Origin of the sequence: Bradyrhizobium sp. SZCCHNS3002 (assembly GCF_032377435.1) — a bacterium.
Taxonomy (GTDB): domain Bacteria; phylum Pseudomonadota; class Alphaproteobacteria; order Rhizobiales; family Xanthobacteraceae; genus Bradyrhizobium.
In genome coordinates this window covers 369,701-385,231 of the sequence record NZ_JAUHHY010000008.1, presented here as the reverse complement: position 1 = coordinate 385,231, position 15,531 = coordinate 369,701, and the positions used below count along the sequence as shown (strand labels likewise).

Annotated in this window: 13 protein-coding genes; 3 read left to right on the top strand and 10 right to left on the bottom strand. The window is 66.2% G+C overall.

Translation table 11 applies throughout. The features are described from left to right. Window positions 1-120: 120 nt before the first annotated feature. From QW845_RS19450 to QW845_RS19415, 8 genes are all read right to left on the bottom strand, one after another. On the bottom strand, window positions 121-1,038 hold the full coding sequence (locus QW845_RS19450) for an SDR family NAD(P)-dependent oxidoreductase (protein ID WP_315803159.1): 918 nt from the start codon (window positions 1,036-1,038) through the stop codon (window positions 121-123). Window positions 1,039-1,170: 132 nt separating this feature from the next. Further along, a complete protein-coding gene (locus QW845_RS19445; RefSeq protein WP_315803158.1) occupies window positions 1,171-1,647 on the bottom strand; it encodes a MaoC family dehydratase in 477 nt (158 codons plus the stop codon). A gap of 6 nt (window positions 1,648-1,653) precedes the next feature. Continuing rightward, window positions 1,654-3,384 (bottom strand): AMP-binding protein, encoded by a 1,731-nt coding sequence (locus QW845_RS19440; protein WP_315803157.1) that lies wholly within the window; start codon window positions 3,382-3,384, stop codon window positions 1,654-1,656. Further along, the gene (gene mmsB, locus QW845_RS19435; protein ID WP_315803156.1) at window positions 3,384-4,274 is read right to left on the bottom strand and encodes a 3-hydroxyisobutyrate dehydrogenase; all 891 of its coding nucleotides are present in this window, start codon (window positions 4,272-4,274) and stop codon (window positions 3,384-3,386) included. The genes QW845_RS19440 and mmsB overlap by 1 nt, the downstream gene beginning before the upstream one ends. A 28-nt stretch (window positions 4,275-4,302) precedes the next feature. After that, window positions 4,303-5,379, bottom strand: coding sequence for an enoyl-CoA hydratase/isomerase family protein (locus QW845_RS19430; protein ID WP_315803155.1), 1,077 nt, complete (start codon window positions 5,377-5,379; stop codon window positions 4,303-4,305). Next, window positions 5,376-6,521, bottom strand: coding sequence for an isobutyryl-CoA dehydrogenase (locus tag QW845_RS19425; protein ID WP_315803154.1), 1,146 nt, complete (start codon window positions 6,519-6,521; stop codon window positions 5,376-5,378). Before QW845_RS19425 ends, QW845_RS19430 begins: the two co-directional genes overlap by 4 nt. A 202-nt stretch (window positions 6,522-6,723) precedes the next feature. Beyond that, window positions 6,724-8,220, bottom strand: a complete 1,497-nt coding sequence (locus QW845_RS19420) for a CoA-acylating methylmalonate-semialdehyde dehydrogenase (protein ID WP_315803153.1) — start codon at window positions 8,218-8,220, stop codon at window positions 6,724-6,726. Window positions 8,221-8,407: 187 nt separating this feature from the next. After that, the gene (locus QW845_RS19415) at window positions 8,408-9,064 is read right to left on the bottom strand and encodes a TetR/AcrR family transcriptional regulator (RefSeq protein WP_315803152.1); all 657 of its coding nucleotides are present in this window, start codon (window positions 9,062-9,064) and stop codon (window positions 8,408-8,410) included. A 154-nt stretch (window positions 9,065-9,218) separates the two neighbouring features. Between QW845_RS19415 and QW845_RS19410 the strand changes: the two genes are divergently transcribed. The 3 genes from QW845_RS19410 (at window position 9,219) to QW845_RS19400 (ending at window position 12,683) form a co-directional block, all read left to right on the top strand. Continuing rightward, the gene (locus QW845_RS19410; protein ID WP_315803151.1) at window positions 9,219-9,989 is read left to right on the top strand and encodes an enoyl-CoA hydratase; all 771 of its coding nucleotides are present in this window, start codon (window positions 9,219-9,221) and stop codon (window positions 9,987-9,989) included. Between the two features lie 137 nt (window positions 9,990-10,126). Beyond that, entirely contained in the window at window positions 10,127-11,314 is a 1,188-nt protein-coding gene (locus tag QW845_RS19405; protein ID WP_315803150.1) for an acetyl-CoA C-acyltransferase, read from the top strand. 85 nt (window positions 11,315-11,399) lie between these two features. After that, window positions 11,400-12,683 carry an MFS transporter gene (locus tag QW845_RS19400; RefSeq protein ID WP_315803149.1) on the top strand — a complete coding sequence of 428 codons (1,284 nt, stop codon included), beginning with the start codon at window positions 11,400-11,402 and terminating at the stop codon, window positions 12,681-12,683. Window positions 12,684-12,685: 2 nt separating this feature from the next. On the opposite strand, the gene QW845_RS19395 is transcribed toward QW845_RS19400, so the two are convergent. After that, on the bottom strand, window positions 12,686-14,245 hold the full coding sequence (locus QW845_RS19395) for an acyl-CoA carboxylase subunit beta (protein WP_315803148.1): 1,560 nt from the start codon (window positions 14,243-14,245) through the stop codon (window positions 12,686-12,688). Continuing rightward, window positions 14,175-15,161, bottom strand: coding sequence for an IclR family transcriptional regulator (locus tag QW845_RS19390; protein ID WP_315803147.1), 987 nt, complete (start codon window positions 15,159-15,161; stop codon window positions 14,175-14,177). Before QW845_RS19390 ends, QW845_RS19395 begins: the two co-directional genes overlap by 71 nt. Window positions 15,162-15,531: the final 370 nt, after the last annotated feature.

Below are 15,531 nucleotides of genomic sequence, written 5' to 3'. Positions count from 1 at the left end.
GGGGCCACCCCAACTTGCCAAAAACCCACAACAGTTGAGCCTCGCAATATGCGGAAGCTGAACCGGACAGTCGTGGGTCAAGCCCGGCCATGACGGTGAGTGTGGAGCGGGCTTCGTGCCCTACAGCTTGATCCCCAGCCGTGCCGCGGCCTGCGACACGTACTTCTGGGTCTGCTCGAACGCACCCTGCAGCGCTCGCGCCTTCGACATGTCGCTGATCTCTTGGAAATGCGCGGCGACCGCGTCCGGCGTCCACTCCTCCGGCGGCAGATTGATGCCCTCGCTCTCCAGGATCCTGATCACCGCGAACGAGCCCGCACCCGCACCCATGATGGTGCGCGTGGGCGCGTCCTCGCTGAGCAGATACTCCACCGCAGGCGTGATCGATTCCGGCTTCATCAGCTCCAGCGCCTGCGGCGGCAGCAGCTCCTCGGTCATGCGCGTGGCCGCGGTCGGCGAGATGATGTTGACGCGGATGTTGGTCTTGCGGCCCTCTTCCGCCAGCACGTTCATCAGGCCGACCATGCCGGTCTTCGCCGCGCCGTAATTGGCCTGGCCGAAATTGCCGAACAGGCCGGACGACGACGTCGTCATGACGATGCGGCCGTAGTTGCGCTCGCGCATGCCGTTCCACACCGCCTTGCAGCAGTAGAAGGTGCCGACCAGATGCACGTCCAGCACCTTGGCGAAATCGGCCACCTCCATCTTGGCGAACGACTTGTCTCTGAGAATGCCGGCATTGGCGCACATGATGTCGACGCTGCCCCACTCCTTGGTGGCGCGCTCGACCATCGCGGTGACCTGCTCGAAATTCGAGACGTCGGCACCGTCGGCCATCGCGGTGCCGCCGGCTTTGCGGATCTCCTCGACCACCGTCTCGGCAGCGGTCATCGAGCCGCCGGTGCCGTCGCGCGCGCCGCCGAAATCATTGACCACGACCTTGGCGCCGCGGCTCGCCAGTCCCAGCGCATGCGCGCGTCCGAGACCATTGCCTGCGCCGGTAACGATGGCGACGCGTCCGTCAAATCTGATTGCCATGATCTTTTCCTTCAGTGAGGTCGTCATGCCCGGGCCTGACCCGGGCATCCATCCACTTCGAAAGACTCTCAGTCTTGATGGATCGCCGGGTCACGCCCGGCGATGACGATGGGTGGGTTGTGACGAAGATTGTTAGCTCAGATAGATCAGCCCGATCCAGTCGGCGACCAGCGCGGGCTTGTCTTCGCCCTCGATCTCGACCGTGACATGGGTGCGCGACTGCAACTCCTTCGGCTTGCGCAGCGTGGCTTCCACCAGCACGAAGCGGCCGCGCACGCGTTTTCCCGATTTCACCGGCGAGATGAAGCGCAGCTTGTCGAAACCGTAATTAACACCCATCGCCGTGCCTTCGATCGCCGGCATGACCTCGTAGGACATCACCGACAGCAGCGACATGGTGAGGAAGCCGTGCGCGATGGTCGTGCCGAACGGCGTCGCCTTGGCCTTCTCCGGATCGACGTGGATGAACTGATGATCCTCGATCACGTCGGCATAGATATCGATGCGCTTCTGATCGAGCACGTGCCATGACGACACGCCGATCTCCTGGCCAACCATGGCCTGATAGGCTGCAAGCGAAATCGGCGGCTTCTTCCAGATCTGGTTCATGCGTTCCTACACCTCGTGCCCGGACGGCCTGGTCTTCAGCTCGGGGAAATCCTCTTCCTTGAACTCCGTGCCGCGCAGATGATCCGTGCGGTTGTCCTCGTGCTCCAGCCGGCGCAACTGCACGCGGCGGATTTTTCCGGAGATCGTCTTCGGCAGCTCGCTGACCAGCTCGAGCCGGCGGATCCGCTTGAACGGCGCGAGCCGCGCCTGGAGATGCGCGAAGATCGACAGCGCCGTCGCGCGCGAGCGCTCCGCGCCCGCCGTCAGCAACACATAGGCTTTCGGTATCGCGAGACGGATGGGATCCGGAGATGGCACAACGGCGGCCTCGGCCACGGCCTCATGCTCCAGCAGCACGCTTTCCAGCTCGAACGGCGAGATGCGGTAGTCGGACGATTTGAACACGTCGTCGGAGCGGCCGACGAAGGTGAGATAGCCGTCTTCGTCCTGGAACACGACGTCGCCGGTGCGATAGCGCGTGCCGTCGGCGCCGGACAGCTTGCCGTCATCGTTCTGATAGCCCTGCATCAACCCGGCCGGGCGCTCGGCCGTCAGCGCCAAGGTGATCTCGCCTTCACGCGCGGGATTGCCGTCGATGTCGGCGACCTCGACGCGGTAGCCCGGCAGCGGCCGGCCCATCGAGCCGATCTTCAGCGTCTGCCCCGGCGAGTTGCCGACGATCGCGGCGGTCTCGGTCTGGCCGTAGCCGTCGCGGATCGTCAGCCCCCAGGCGGCGCGCACCTGATCGATGACTTCCGGATTGAGCGGCTCGCCGGCGCCGCAGGCCTCGCGCAGGCTGACCTTGAAGTCGGCGAGATGCTCCTGGATGAACAGCCGCCACACCGTCGGCGGCGCGCACAGCGTGGTGACGCCGCAACGTTTGATGATCGCGAGCAGCCCCTTGGCGTCGAAGCGCGGCTGGTTGACGACGAACACTGTCGCGCCGGCATTCCACGGCGAGAAGAAGCAGCTCCAGGCATGCTTGGCCCAGCCCGGGGAGGAGATGTTGAGATGCACGTCGCCCGGCTGCAGGCCGAGCCAGTACATCGTGGAGAGATGGCCGACCGGGTAGCTGCGATGGCTGTGCCGCACCAGCTTCGGCTTGGCCGTGGTGCCCGAGGTGAAATAGAGCAGCATCGGATCATCCGGCTGCGTCGGCCCATCCGGAGTGAACGCCTCGGCCGTATCAGCCGCCTGCTCGAACGGCAGCCAGCCGGCAGGTGCCGCCGGCGCGCCGACGACGATGCGGACGAGATCATCGGCGCCGAGTTCGGCGAACTTCGCCACCTGATCCTGCGCGGCGACGACGGCTTTCGCGCGGCCGCGCTCGAGGCGATCACGCAACTCGTCGGTGGTCAGCAGTGTGGTCGCGGGGATCACGACGACGCCGAGCTTCATCGCCGCCAGCATGGTCTCCCACAGCGGCACGACGTTGCCGAGCAGCAGCAGCAGATGGTCGCCGCGTTTCAGCCCCTGCGCGCGCAGGAAATTCGCAACCTGGTTGGAGCGGCGCGACAGCGCGGCAAAGGACAGCTTGGTCTGGCGGTCCTGCGCGGCATCGAAGATCCATAACGCCGTGCGGTCGCGGCTCTCCGGATCGGATGCAAGCTCGGCATCGAACCAGTCGAGCGCCCAGTTGAAGGGCGCCGGATCGGGCCAGCGAAAACCCTGCACCGCGGCATCGTAGTCGGTGCGATGCGCCAGCAGAAACGCGCGTGCGTCCTTGAATGTCGTCATCAGGTGGTCCCGGCGAGCTTGCGGACGTGCTGAATGATCCCGGAGAAATCGACGCCACCATGGCCGGCGGCCTCGAACGCCTTGTAGATCTCCTGCGCGTGCTGCCCGAGCGGCGTCGCCGCGCCGGCGGCCTTGGCGGCGTCCTGCGACAGCGTGAGATCCTTCAGCATCAGCGCGGTCGCGAAGCCCGGCTTGTAGTCGTTGTTGGCGGGCGAGGCCGGCACCGGGCCCGGCACCGGGCAATAGGACGTCAGCGACCAGCACTGGCCCGACGAGGTCGAGGCGACGTCGAACAGCGCCTGATGCGACAGGCCGAGCTTTTCGCCTAGCGCAAAAGCCTCGCTGACCGCGATCATCGAAATGCCCAGGATCATGTTGTTGCAGATCTTGGCCGCCTGACCGGCGCCGGCGCCGCCGCAATGGACGATCTTCTTGCCCATCTTCTCCAGGATCGGCTGGGCCGCGGCGAACGCGCCCTCCTCGCCGCCGCACATGAAGGTGAGCGTCGCGGCCTTGGCGCCGCCGGTACCGCCCGACACCGGTGCTTCGACGGCGGCGATGCCGTGCTTGGCGGCCAGCGCATGCGCGGCGCGCGCGCTCTCGACGTCGATGGTCGAGGAGTCGATGATGACAGCGCCCTTGGACATCGCCGGCACGACCTCGTTCCAGACCGCCAGCACATGCTTGCCGGCCGGTAGCATGGTGACGACGGCGTCGGCCCCTTTGGCCGCCGCGACGGCGCTGTCGGCGATCTCGGCGCCATCGGCCTTGGCCTGCGCGCGCGAGGCTTCGACCAGATCGAATGCCACCACCTTGTGGCCGGCCTTGACCAGGTTGGCGGCCATCGGGCCGCCCATGTTGCCGAGGCCGATGAATGCGATCGTTGCCATGGTTCGTTCTCTCCCCTCGACCTGATTGTTATCTCGTTTGCGGAAAGGCCAGCTCGTCGGCGCCGATCTCAGCGAGATAGCGCGCCAGCATCTCCGGCGTCACCTGATCGACATCCGGCGGCGACCATTTGGGATTGCGGTCCTTGTCGATGATCGCGGCGCGGACGCCTTCGCGAAAGTCGTCGCTGCGGAACACTTCCAGCGCCGCACGATACTCGCGCACCAGGCATTCCTCCAGCGACGCCGCTCCGCGCGCCAGCCGCAGCAGCTTGAGCGTCACGACCATGCCGCGCGGCGACTTCTCCTTGAGCGTCTTCTGCGTCGCCAGCGCCAGCTCCGATCCATCCGCGTCCAGCGCCGCGAAGATGTCGTGCATGCTGTCCTGGGCAAACCAGGCGTCGATCTTGGCCTGCTGCGCAGCCACCGGCCCGGCCGTCTCGTCCGTTGCGAAGCCCGCGATCAGCCGATCGATCTCGATCGAGAGCGTGCCCGGCCGGACCTTGGTCAGAACCTCGCGCAGCGCCGGCCAGCTCGAAGTCGGCACGACGGCATCGGCAAAGCGCGCATGGATCGCATCGGGCCCGTTCATGGTCTGCCCGGTCAGGCCGAAATAGGCGCCGAGTTCGCCCGGCGCGCGCGACAACAGCCAGGTGCCGCCGACGTCGGGAAAGAAGCCGAGGCCGACCTCGGGCATCGCAAGCTTGGTTTTCTCGGTCACGATGCGGTGGCGGCCATGCGCCGACAGGCCGACGCCACCACCCATCACGAGCCCATCCATGTAGGCGACATAGGGTTTTGGGAACGCCGCGATGCGCGCGTTCATGATGTATTCCTGACGCCAGAACACCTTGCCAAGGTCGCCATTCACCTTCGAGCTTTCATAGAGCCCGCGAATGTCGCCGCCCGCGCAAAGTCCCCGCTCGCCCGCGCCTTCCAGCACGACAACCGCGACGGCCGGATCGACCTCGAACTGATCCAGCGCGGCGTCGATGCCCATCGACATCTCCAGCGTCATCGCATTGATCGCCTTCGGCCGGTTCAGCCGGATGATGCCGGCCGAGCCCTCGCGGCGGACGATCAGGTCGCCTTCGAGGACCTCGCTCATCGCGCGGCCTCGATCAGCTTGCGCGACACGATCAGCCGCATGATCTCATTGGTGCCTTCGAGGATCTGGTGTACGCGCAGGTCACGCACGATCTTCTCGATGCCGTATTCGCTCAAATAGCCGTAGCCGCCATGCAGCTGCAGCGCCTGGTTGGCGACCTCGAAGCCGACATCGGTACCGAAGCGCTTGGCCATTGCGCACAGCATGGTCGCGTCAGCATCCTTGCGGTCGAGCGCGGCCGCCGCACGCCAGACGAAGGTGCGCGCCGCCTCCAGCTCGATCGCCATGTCGGCGATGCGAAACTGCAGCGCCTGGAATTCGTCGAGCCGCTTGCCGAACGCCTTGCGCTCTTTCGTATAGGCCAACGTCTTGTCGAGCGCCGCCTGCGCACCACCGAGCGAGCACGCGGCAATGTTGAGGCGGCCGCCGTCGAGCCCGGCCATCGCGATCTTGAAGCCGATGCCCTCCTCGCCCAGCCGGTTGGCGACCGGCACGCGCGCATTCTCGAAGATCACGGCGCGGGTCGGCTGCGCATTCCAGCCCATCTTGCGTTCATTGGCACCGAACGACACGCCGGGGGTATTGGCGTCGATCACCAGCGTCGAGATGCCGCCGGGACCGTCTGCTCCGGTGCGCACCATAGCGACCAGGATGTCGGTCGCGCCCGCGCCGGAGATGAACTGCTTCTGCCCGTTGAGCACATAGTCGTCGCCGTCGCGCACCGCGCGCGTGCGCAGCGCCGCCGCGTCGGAGCCTGCGCCCGGCTCGGTCAGGCAATAGCTCGCGATCAGGTCCATGGCGCAGAGCTTCGGCAGGTAAGCTTGGCGCTGCGCCTCGGTGCCGAATGTGTCGATCATCCACGAGGCCATGTTGTGGATCGAGATGAAGGCCGAGACCGTGGGGCAGCCCGTCGCCAGCGCCTCGAAGATGAGCGCAGCGTCGAGCCGGCTCAGGCCGGAGCCGCCGACATCGTCGCGAATGTAGATGCCGCCCATGCCAAGGCTTGCGGCCTCGCGCATCACATCCACCGGAAAATGCTTCTCCTCGTCCCAGCGCAGCGCATGCGGGGCGATCTTCTCCGCGGCGAAGGCGCGCGCCATGTCGCGCACCGCGATTTGATCCTCATTGAGAGCGAACTGCATTCGTTCTCCGCGTTTCCTTAGATTTGTTGTTTGGCTTTGGCGCTGCTCCGAACTCCGTCATTGCGAGCGTAGCGACTTGTCCGCCGAAGCCTCTGGGCGGAGGCGGAAGCAATCCAGAATCTTCCCGCGGAGGCAGTCTGGATTGCTTCGTCGCTTCGCTCCTCGCAATGACGACGGCGAGAGTCCATCAAGGACCCTCAACTCACTTCATCAGCGGGATCGAGAACTCCGCGCCTTCCTTGACGCCGGACGGCCAGCGCGAGGTCACCGTCTTGGTCTTGGTGTAGAAGCGGATCGAATCCGGGCCGTGCTGGTTGAGATCGCCGAAGCCGGACTTCTTCCAGCCGCCGAAGGTGTAATAGGCGATCGGCACCGGGATCGGCACATTGATGCCGACCATGCCGACATTGACCTTGGCCGCGAAGTCGCGGGCCGCGTCGCCGTCGCGGGTGAAGATCGCAACGCCGTTGCCGTAATCATGCTCGGACGGCAGCGCCAGCGCCTCGGCATAGTCCTTGGCGCGCACGACCGATAGCACGGGTCCGAAGATCTCTTCCTTGTAGATCCGCATGTCCTTGGTGACGTTGTCGAACAGGCAGCCGCCCATGTAGAAGCCGTTCTCGTAGCCCTGCATCTTGAAGCCGCGACCGTCGACGGCGAGCGTCGCGCCCTCCTTGACGCCGATCTCGACATAGTTCTTGACGCGCTCGACCGCCTCGCGGGTCACCAGCGGACCGAAATCGGCCGACGGATCGACGGACGTGCCGATCTTGAGGCTTTCGACGCGCGGGATCAGCTTATCCATCAGCCGATCGGCGGTGGTCTTGCCGACGGGCACCGCGACCGACACCGCCATGCAGCGCTCGCCGGCCGAGCCGTAGCCGGCGCCGATCAGCGCGTCGACCGCCTGGTCGAGATCGGCGTCGGGCATGATGATGGCGTGGTTCTTGGCGCCGCCGAAGCACTGGCAGCGCTTGCCGTGGGCAGCGGCGCGCTCATAGATGTACTGCGCGATCGGCGACGAGCCGACGAAGCCGATCGCCATGATGTCCGGATCCTCGAGGATGGCGTCGACCGCCTCCTTGTCGCCGTTGACGACGTTGAGGATGCCCGGCGGCAGACCGGCCTCGATCATCAGCTCGGCGAGCTTCATCGGCACGCCCGGATCGCGCTCCGAGGGCTTCAGGATGAAGGCATTGCCGCAGGCGATGGCAGGGGCGAACTTCCACATCGGAATCATCGCCGGGAAATTGAACGGCGTGATGCCGGCAACGACACCGAGCGGCTGGCGCATCGAATAGATGTCGATACCCGGGCCCGCGCCTTCGGTATATTCGCCCTTCATCAAATGCGGAATGCCGCATGCGAACTCGACGACCTCGAGCCCGCGCTGGATGTCGCCCTTGGCATCGGGAACGGTCTTGCCGTGCTCACGCGCGAGCAACTCGGCGAGCTGGTCATAATCGCGCTGGGCGAGTTCCAGAAACTTCATCATCACGCGCGCGCGGCGCTGCGGATTGGTGGCGGCCCAGGCCGGCTGCGCAGCCTTGGCGTTCTCGACCGCGGCCCGGAGCTCGGCGCGCGAGGCCAGCGCGACCTTGGCCTGAACATCGCCGGTCATGGGCTCGAAGACATCGGCCGTCCGTCCGGACGTGCCCTTGACCTCTTTGCCGCCAATGAAATGACCGATCGAACGCATGGGGTATCCTCCGCAGGGGTAAGCAGTGCCGATTTGGCCGGCATCTTGCAGTCTTTGCGGCGTTTGGGAAGGGTCTAGGCGCTGATCGGCGCTGCGAAAATGCAGCCCCTTCGCTCGGTCGGCACGATCACGGCAGACCCCGCGACGTGCAGCGTGCCGCGTCCAGCATCCGACCCCACACGAGGGATCAGCGCTTTGCGGCGGCCGTCTTCTTCGCAGGCCTGTTCGCGGGCGTTCGCGCGGGGGATTTCCCCGCCGGTCCGCCGCCACTGGCGACGGCCAGCGCCACCTCGCGCCCGGAGCTCAGAATATCGTCGGACAATTCGCCGCTGCCGGTCAGTCGCGCCATCACGAGCGTCCCCGTCAGCGTCGCAAGCATCGCCGAAGCGCGCTTTCGCGCCGTCCTGGCCGGAACGTCGACGATGTACTCGGCGAACAGGTCGATCAGCTCTTCCAGCTTCGCGGCAAAAGCCTTGCGGGTCTTGGCGCTCTCACGGGCGATTTCCGCCCCGAGCGCAGGAACCGCGCAGCCGTGACCGACATCGTCACGATGCCCCGCGGACAGATAGCCATCGACGATCGCCGCAAGCCGCTTCTGCGGCGGCAACTGGTCCAGCAGCTTGCGCCAATGCTCCATCGAACGGTCGATCGCATAACCGAACGCCTCCACCACCAGCGCCTCGCGCGAATCGAAATGCGCGTAGAAGCCGCCGTGAGTCAGTCCGGCCTCCTTCATCAGGTCGGCAACCCCGACGCCGTGAGCGCCGCGCTCGCGCAGCCGCACCGATGCCTTGCGCACGATCCGCGCGTGGGTTTCCGCCTTGTGTTCCGGAGAGTAGCGCATTGCCGTCCCATTGAATGTCTGCGGTCATACTATAACAGCTCTGCGTCCTGCTCGCTGCAGCTATTTGATGAATTCGAGTTGATCTAAATCAACTTCGCTGGCCTGATTTATTCCCGGCACACCCCTGTTGCCCAGGAACCCGACGAGGACGACGATGGACATGCTCAATTCCCACTGCGGCGTGAGTCGTGACGGCCCCGGCGTGGTCCGGCTGACGATCTGCAATGCCGGCCCGCTCAACATTCTCGGTTCGGCGGCGATTCTCGACGTGGAAGCCGGCCTGCAATCACTCGCCTCCGATGCCGGCATTCGCGTTCTCGTTTTGGCCGGCGAAAGCGGGAAGAGCATGATCGGCGGCGCCGACATCAAGGAGATGGCGACGCTGGACCAGGCGTCGGCGGAAACGTTCATCTCGCGACTTGCCGGGCTCTGCGAAGCGGTGCGACATTTTCCTGTCCCCGTGATTGCGCGGATGCCGGGGTGGTGCCTGGGTGGCGGATTGGAGGTCGCAGCAGCCTGCGATATCCGCGTCGCGGGGCATGATGCCAAGTTCGGCATGCCCGAGGTGCGTGTCGGCATCCCGTCGGTCATTCATGCCGCGCTGTTGCCACGTCTCATCGGCTGGGGCCGCACGCGCTGGCTGCTGATGACCGCCGAGACGATCGACGCGCCGACCGCGCTCGCCTGGGGCCTCGTCGATGCCGTCGCCGCCGAGGGAGAACTCGACATCGTGGTCGAGAAGGCCGTGGCATCCCTGCTCGCCTGCGGCCCCGAAGCGCTGCGGACTCAGAAGGCCCTGCTGCGGCAATGGGAGGAGCTGCCGCTGAAGGAGTCGGTCGAGATATCGATCGGCGCCTTCGGACGGTCGTTCCTGACCGATGAGCCAAAACGGCTGATGCAACATTTCATCGACCGCAAGCGATAGCAATTTCCTCCAAGTCTCGGCTCTCGGAGCCCGGCAGTCTTGCGCCAGCTTCACGATGGTTCAGCAGGGATCGCCGGGGTTTCCTTTTGCGAGACGCTATTATATGATGGTCATCATCTTTTATCAGGGAGCCTGTCATGGCCTCATCCGATTCCGTCGTGATCCTGTCCGCCGCCCGCACTCCGTTGGGCCGTTTCATGGGCGAATTGTCACCGCTGAGTGCGAACAAGCTCGGCGCGCACGTGATCGGATCGGCGCTCGAACGCGCCACCGTCTCGCCCGATGCGGTCCAGGAGGTGTTCATGGGCAACGTACTGTCGGCCGGCCAGGGCCAGGCTCCGGCACGGCAGGCCGCGCGCGGTTCCGGCCTGCCGGACGCCACGGGCGCCACCACGATCAACAAGGTCTGCGGCTCCGGCATGAAGGCGACGATGTTGGCGCTCGACATCATTCGGGCGGGCTCCGCCGAGATCGTCGTATCAGGCGGCATGGAGAGCATGAGCAACGCGCCGTATCTGCTGACCAAGGCGCGCGGCGGCTATCGTGCCGGCCACGACCGGATCCTCGATCACATGATGCTGGATGGCCTGGAGGACGCCTATGAGACCGGACGCTCGATGGGCGATTTCGGCGAGGCCACGGCCGAGGCCTATCAGTTCACCCGCGCCGACCAGGATGCCTACGCCATCGAGACGCTGACGCGTGCGCGCAAGGCGGTCGAAGGCGGGGCATTCAAGGCCGAGATCGCCCCGATCACGATCGTCGAGAAATCCGGCCCCCGCCTGGTCGTCAATGACGAGCATCCGCTGAAGGTCGATCCGGCGAAGATCCCGGCACTGAAGCCGGCGTTCCGCAAGGATGGCACGATTACGCCCGCGGCGTCCTCCGCGAATGCGGATGGTGCTGCGGCACTCGTGCTCGCCACGCGATCGCGTGCCGACCGCGACGGGCTGCCTGTCCTCGCGGAGATCAAGGGCCACGCCACGCACAGCCAGGAGCCGCAATGGTTCACGACGGCGCCGATCCCGGCGATCCGGAAGCTGCTCGACAAGGTCGGCTGGCAGGTCGAGGATGTCGACCTGTTCGAGATCAACGAGGCGTTTGCGGTCGTCGCTATGGCCGCGCAGCGCGACCTCGGCATTGCGCGCGACCGGCTGAACGTCAACGGCGGCGCCTGCGCACTCGGCCATCCGATCGGCGCCACCGGCGCGCGGCTGATCGTGACGCTGCTGCATGCGATGCAGGCCCGTGGACTGAAGCGCGGTGTCGCCGCGCTATGCATCGGCGGCGGCGAGGCGACGGCGATCGCGCTCGAGCGACCGTGATGTCCTGAATCGAGGGAACTTAGCCATTTATGTCGTCGACGCGTCCTGGCAAAATGGGCGCAATCATCATCGGACTGAGAAGCACATGATCTCGAACCGGCTCGCGGCAGCACTCGCACGGCGCAACATCCACTATGGCTGGGTCATGGTGGCCGTGACATTCTTTACGGCCCTGGTGTCGGCCGGCACGGTGGGGGCGCCGGGCGTGTTCATCGTGCCCCTCCAGCAGGAGTTCGGCTGGAGCACCGCCGAGATCTCCTCGGCACTCTCCATCCGCTTCGTGCTGTTCGGGCTGATGGCCCCGTTCGCCGCCGCCTTGCTCAACCGCTATGGCCTGCGCAACATCACGTTGCTGGCCCAACTGATCGTGGTCACTGCGCTGCTTTCGTCGTTGGCGATGAGCCAGGTCTGGCACCTCGTGCTGCTGTGGGGCGTCGTGATCGGCATCGGCACTGGCATGACCGCCTTGGTGCTGGGCGCGACCATCGCCACGCGCTGGTTCGTCGCGCGTCGCGGCCTCGTGGTCGGGGTTCTCACCGCCAGCGTCGCCACCGGACAGCTGGTGTTCCTGCCGCTGCTCGCCAGCCTCACCGAGCGGCTCGGCTGGCGCGTCGCGCTTGCGCTCGTCTGCATCGCGCTCGGCGTGTCCGCGACCGCCGTGCTGCTCTTGATGCGCGACCGGCCGAGCGACCTTGGCCTGCGCCCGTACGGCGACAAGGGCACCGAGCCGATCGCAACGCCCGCGCCCGTCACGACGCCGATCCTGACGGCTGCGCTCGGCACCCTCCGCGACGCGGCGCGCGCGCCGGTGTTCTGGATGCTGTTTGCGACCTTCTTCATCTGCGGCGCCTCGACCAACGGCCTCGTCCAGGTGCATCTGATCCCGATGTGCCTCGACTTCGGCATCCCGCAGGTCCAGGCCGCCAGTCTGCTCGCCGCGATGGGCATGTTCGACTTCGTCGGCACGATCGTGTCGGGCTGGCTGTCCGACCGCTACGACAATCGCTGGCTACTGTTCTGGTACTACGGCCTGCGGGGGCTCTCGCTGCTGTTCCTGCCGTTCACCGACTTCTCGTTCTATGGCCTGTCGCTGTTCGCGATGTTCTACGGCCTCGACTGGATCGCCACCGTGCCGCCGACGGTGCGGCTGACTGCGCAGCGGTTCGGGCCCGAGCGGGCCAACCTGGTGTTCGGCTGGGTGTTCGCCGGACATCAGCTCGGCGCCGGCACCGCCGCATTCGGCGCGGGCCTGTCGCGCACGCTGTTGCAGAGCTATCTTCCGGCATTCTTCACCGCCGGCGCGCTCTGCATCGTCGCAGCCCTGCTCGCGCTCGCGATCGCGCGGCAGGCCAAGCCTGCCGCGGCGTGAGCTCACGGCCGCGTCGTCATCGCCGTCGGCGGCCCCGGCGTGCGCAGCGGCTCGGCGAGACGCGCGAACTCGCACAGCAGCGCGCGCGTCTTGCGGGGATCGATGATCTCCTCGACCCAGAACTTCTCGGCGGAGCGGAACGGCGAGCGCAGCTTGGTCAGCCGCTCCTCGATCTCCTTCAGCTTCGCCTTCGGATCAGGCGCGGCATCGATCTCGGCGCGATAGGCCGCCTCGATGCCACCCTCGAGCGGCAGCGAGCCCCAATGGGCCGACGGCCAGGCATAGCGGATCGAGAAGCGATCGGCCGGCTGATGCACGACGCCGGCGACGCCGAAGTTGTTGCGCACGATCACCGTGCACCACGGCACCGTCGACTGGTTGACCGCGGCCATCGCGCGCACGCCGTGGCGGATGGTCGCCGCCTTCTCCGCCTCCAAACCGACCATGAAGCCCGGGCAGTCCATCAGGTAGACGATCGGCAGATGGAAGGTCTCGGCGAAGTCGACCCAGCGGATCACCTTCTGGCAGGCGTCAGCGGTCCATGAGCCGCCGTAGTGATAAGGATCGCTCGCCAGCACCATCACCGCACGGCCTTCGAGCCGGGCGAGGCCGACGATGAGCGGGCGGCCGTAATTCTGTGACACCTCGAAGAACGAGCCGTTGTCGACGACGGACTCGATGATCGGGCGCATCTTGTAGACGCGGCGGCGATCCCGCGGCACGGCGCTGATCAACTGATCGTCCGTGCGCTGCGGATCGTCGGTGCAGGGCAAGGTCGGCGGCAGCTCATGGACCGACGACGGCAAATAGGACAGGAAGCGGCGCGCGCAGGCGAACGCTTCCGCCTCAGTGTCGACCGCGTGGTCGACGCCGCCCGCCTTGGTCTGGATGTCGGCGCCGCCGAGCTCCATCTTGCCAAGGTCCTGGCCCAGCCGCTTCACCACCGGCGGACCGGCGACGAACATCGCCGACTGCCTGGTCATGACGGAGTAGTGGCTCGCCGCGAGTCGCGCTGCGCCCAGGCCGGCAACCGAGCCGAGGCCGAGCGCGACCACCGGGACCAGCGACATGTTCTCGGTCGTGTAGCGGTACCAGCGATTGCCGCCGATGCCGCCAGGCAGGTTCGCCGCGCCCTTGGTCTCGATGGTCTTGACCGAGCCGCCGCCGCCGGAGCCTTCGATGATGCGGATGATCGGCAGACGGAAGTCGTGCGCCATCTCCTCCGCCATCAGCGGCTTGGCGGCGATCGACGCATCGGCCGAGCCGCCGCGCACGGTGAAATCGTCACCGACCACGACCACGGTGCGGCCGTCGACGCGCGCGCGCCCGAACACGCAATTCGCAGGCGTGACGTGCTTGAGCTCGCCCTGCTCGTCATACTCGCCGAGGCCGGCGACCGCGCCGATCTCGTGAAAGCTGCCGGGATCGACGACCCCGTCGATGCGCTCGCGAACGGTGAGGCGGCCCTGGTCGTGCTGACGCTTGACCTTGTCAGGCCCGCCCATCTCCCGCGCGAAGGCTTCGCGCCGGGCCAGTTCCTCGAGCTCCGGCTGCCAACTCATTCGTTCCCCCTGCCCCGGTGATGGTCTTGTTCTTATGGTTGGTCTTCGCGTTCACCTGGAGCGGTTTTCTGTCCATCCGGTTGTTGAAGACGTCGGCTTCGGCGCCCTGCAATAGCGCCGCGATGCTGCGGCCCAGCTCGCGCATCGGCTGGGCGACCTCGTCGTGCAGCCGCTGCTCGTCGTACATCGCCGACAACAGCCCGATCGTGAGCACGACATAGGTCTGGTATTGCGGCGACCACAGCGGCAGCGCGACGCCGTTGATGTGAGCACTCCACAGGCCGCAGGCCACGACGTAGCCGTGCTCCTTGAGAAACTGCCTGTTGTGCTCGAGGCGTGGCCGCAGCAGCTTGGCCGCGTCCGGCATCTCGCGCTCCATCTCGGCCAGCAGGGCGTCGCCGACCTCCGGCTCGAGCGCGGCGACATAGGCATGCCCGGCCGCGGTCGAGGCCATCGAGATGCGGCTGCCGGTGGTCTCATGCAGGCCGAGCGCGTTGGCGGCGCGGCCGAACTCGAGATAGACGAGGTGGAAGCGGTCGGGAATCACGAAGCCGACCGTTCCGGGCAACTGCTCGGCGACGTCCTGCAGCCGCTGCCGGATCAGATTGCGCAACTGCAAGCCGCGGGTCATCGACGTGCTCATCGCCACCGCGCTCGGGCCGATGCGGTATTTCTGATCGCGCGGCAGGTAGACCAGCTGGCCCATGCGGGTCAGCGTGTGCGTGAGCCGCGACACCGTCGACCGCGGCAGACCGCAGCGGTTGGAGATTTCGAGGTTGCCGAGCCGCGCCTCGTGCCCTTCGAAACAGCGAAGCACGTCGAACGCCCGCGACACCACCTGAATGACCTCGCCCTCGCCGGCGAGATCTCCGGGCAGCATGCTGCCCCTGCTCAATCGCTCAGACCGTCGTCCCATCCGTTTCCCACCAATTCCGTCATGCGGAATGATATTCCGCTTATCGAACAAGCTAGCCCAGCCATTTTGCCGTCACAACAGTAGACCGTCTCTAAAAGCCACCGTTCTTCAGCGTGTTGGCACAAGACTCGACGCCCTCGCACAATCGGCAGCGGGATGCGGGAGTAACGATCATCGCCGGTTCCAAATGGCGGTACCGGAGCGCTGGCTTTCGATCGGCATCCCCTCCTGCGCATGGCAACACCGGGCGGTCATCACGCCCGCGAGCCCGCTCAAACGGTGGGCAGCGGCAACATTTGACCAGCCTTGCGACAAGTGTGGGCTGGCTGCGCCCTCGCGGCTGCGACATAACCGGCGCGAGACCTTGTTC

Excerpts from the sequence above, each read along its gene's own strand:
- QW845_RS19430 (WP_315803155.1), bottom strand. The coding sequence starts at position 5,379 with ATGAGCGAGGTCCTCGAAGGCGACCTGATCGTCCGCCGCGAGGGCTCG.
- QW845_RS19400 (WP_315803149.1), top strand. The coding sequence starts at position 11,400 with ATGATCTCGAACCGGCTCGCGGCAGCACTCGCACGGCGCAACATCCAC.
- QW845_RS19440 (WP_315803157.1), bottom strand. The coding sequence starts at position 3,384 with ATGACGACATTCAAGGACGCACGCGCGTTTCTGCTGGCGCATCGCACC.
- QW845_RS19410 (WP_315803151.1), top strand. The coding sequence starts at position 9,219 with ATGGACATGCTCAATTCCCACTGCGGCGTGAGTCGTGACGGCCCCGGC.
- QW845_RS19425 (WP_315803154.1), bottom strand. The coding sequence starts at position 6,521 with ATGCAGTTCGCTCTCAATGAGGATCAAATCGCGGTGCGCGACATGGCG.
- QW845_RS19420 (WP_315803153.1), bottom strand. The coding sequence starts at position 8,220 with ATGCGTTCGATCGGTCATTTCATTGGCGGCAAAGAGGTCAAGGGCACG.
- QW845_RS19450 (WP_315803159.1), bottom strand. The coding sequence starts at position 1,038 with ATGGCAATCAGATTTGACGGACGCGTCGCCATCGTTACCGGCGCAGGC.
- QW845_RS19445 (WP_315803158.1), bottom strand. The coding sequence starts at position 1,647 with ATGAACCAGATCTGGAAGAAGCCGCCGATTTCGCTTGCAGCCTATCAG.
- QW845_RS19395 (WP_315803148.1), bottom strand. The coding sequence starts at position 14,245 with ATGAGTTGGCAGCCGGAGCTCGAGGAACTGGCCCGGCGCGAAGCCTTC.
- QW845_RS19405 (WP_315803150.1), top strand. The coding sequence starts at position 10,127 with ATGGCCTCATCCGATTCCGTCGTGATCCTGTCCGCCGCCCGCACTCCG.
- QW845_RS19390 (WP_315803147.1), bottom strand. The coding sequence starts at position 15,161 with ATGGGACGACGGTCTGAGCGATTGAGCAGGGGCAGCATGCTGCCCGGA.
- mmsB (WP_315803156.1), bottom strand. The coding sequence starts at position 4,274 with ATGGCAACGATCGCATTCATCGGCCTCGGCAACATGGGCGGCCCGATG.
- QW845_RS19415 (WP_315803152.1), bottom strand. The coding sequence starts at position 9,064 with ATGCGCTACTCTCCGGAACACAAGGCGGAAACCCACGCGCGGATCGTG.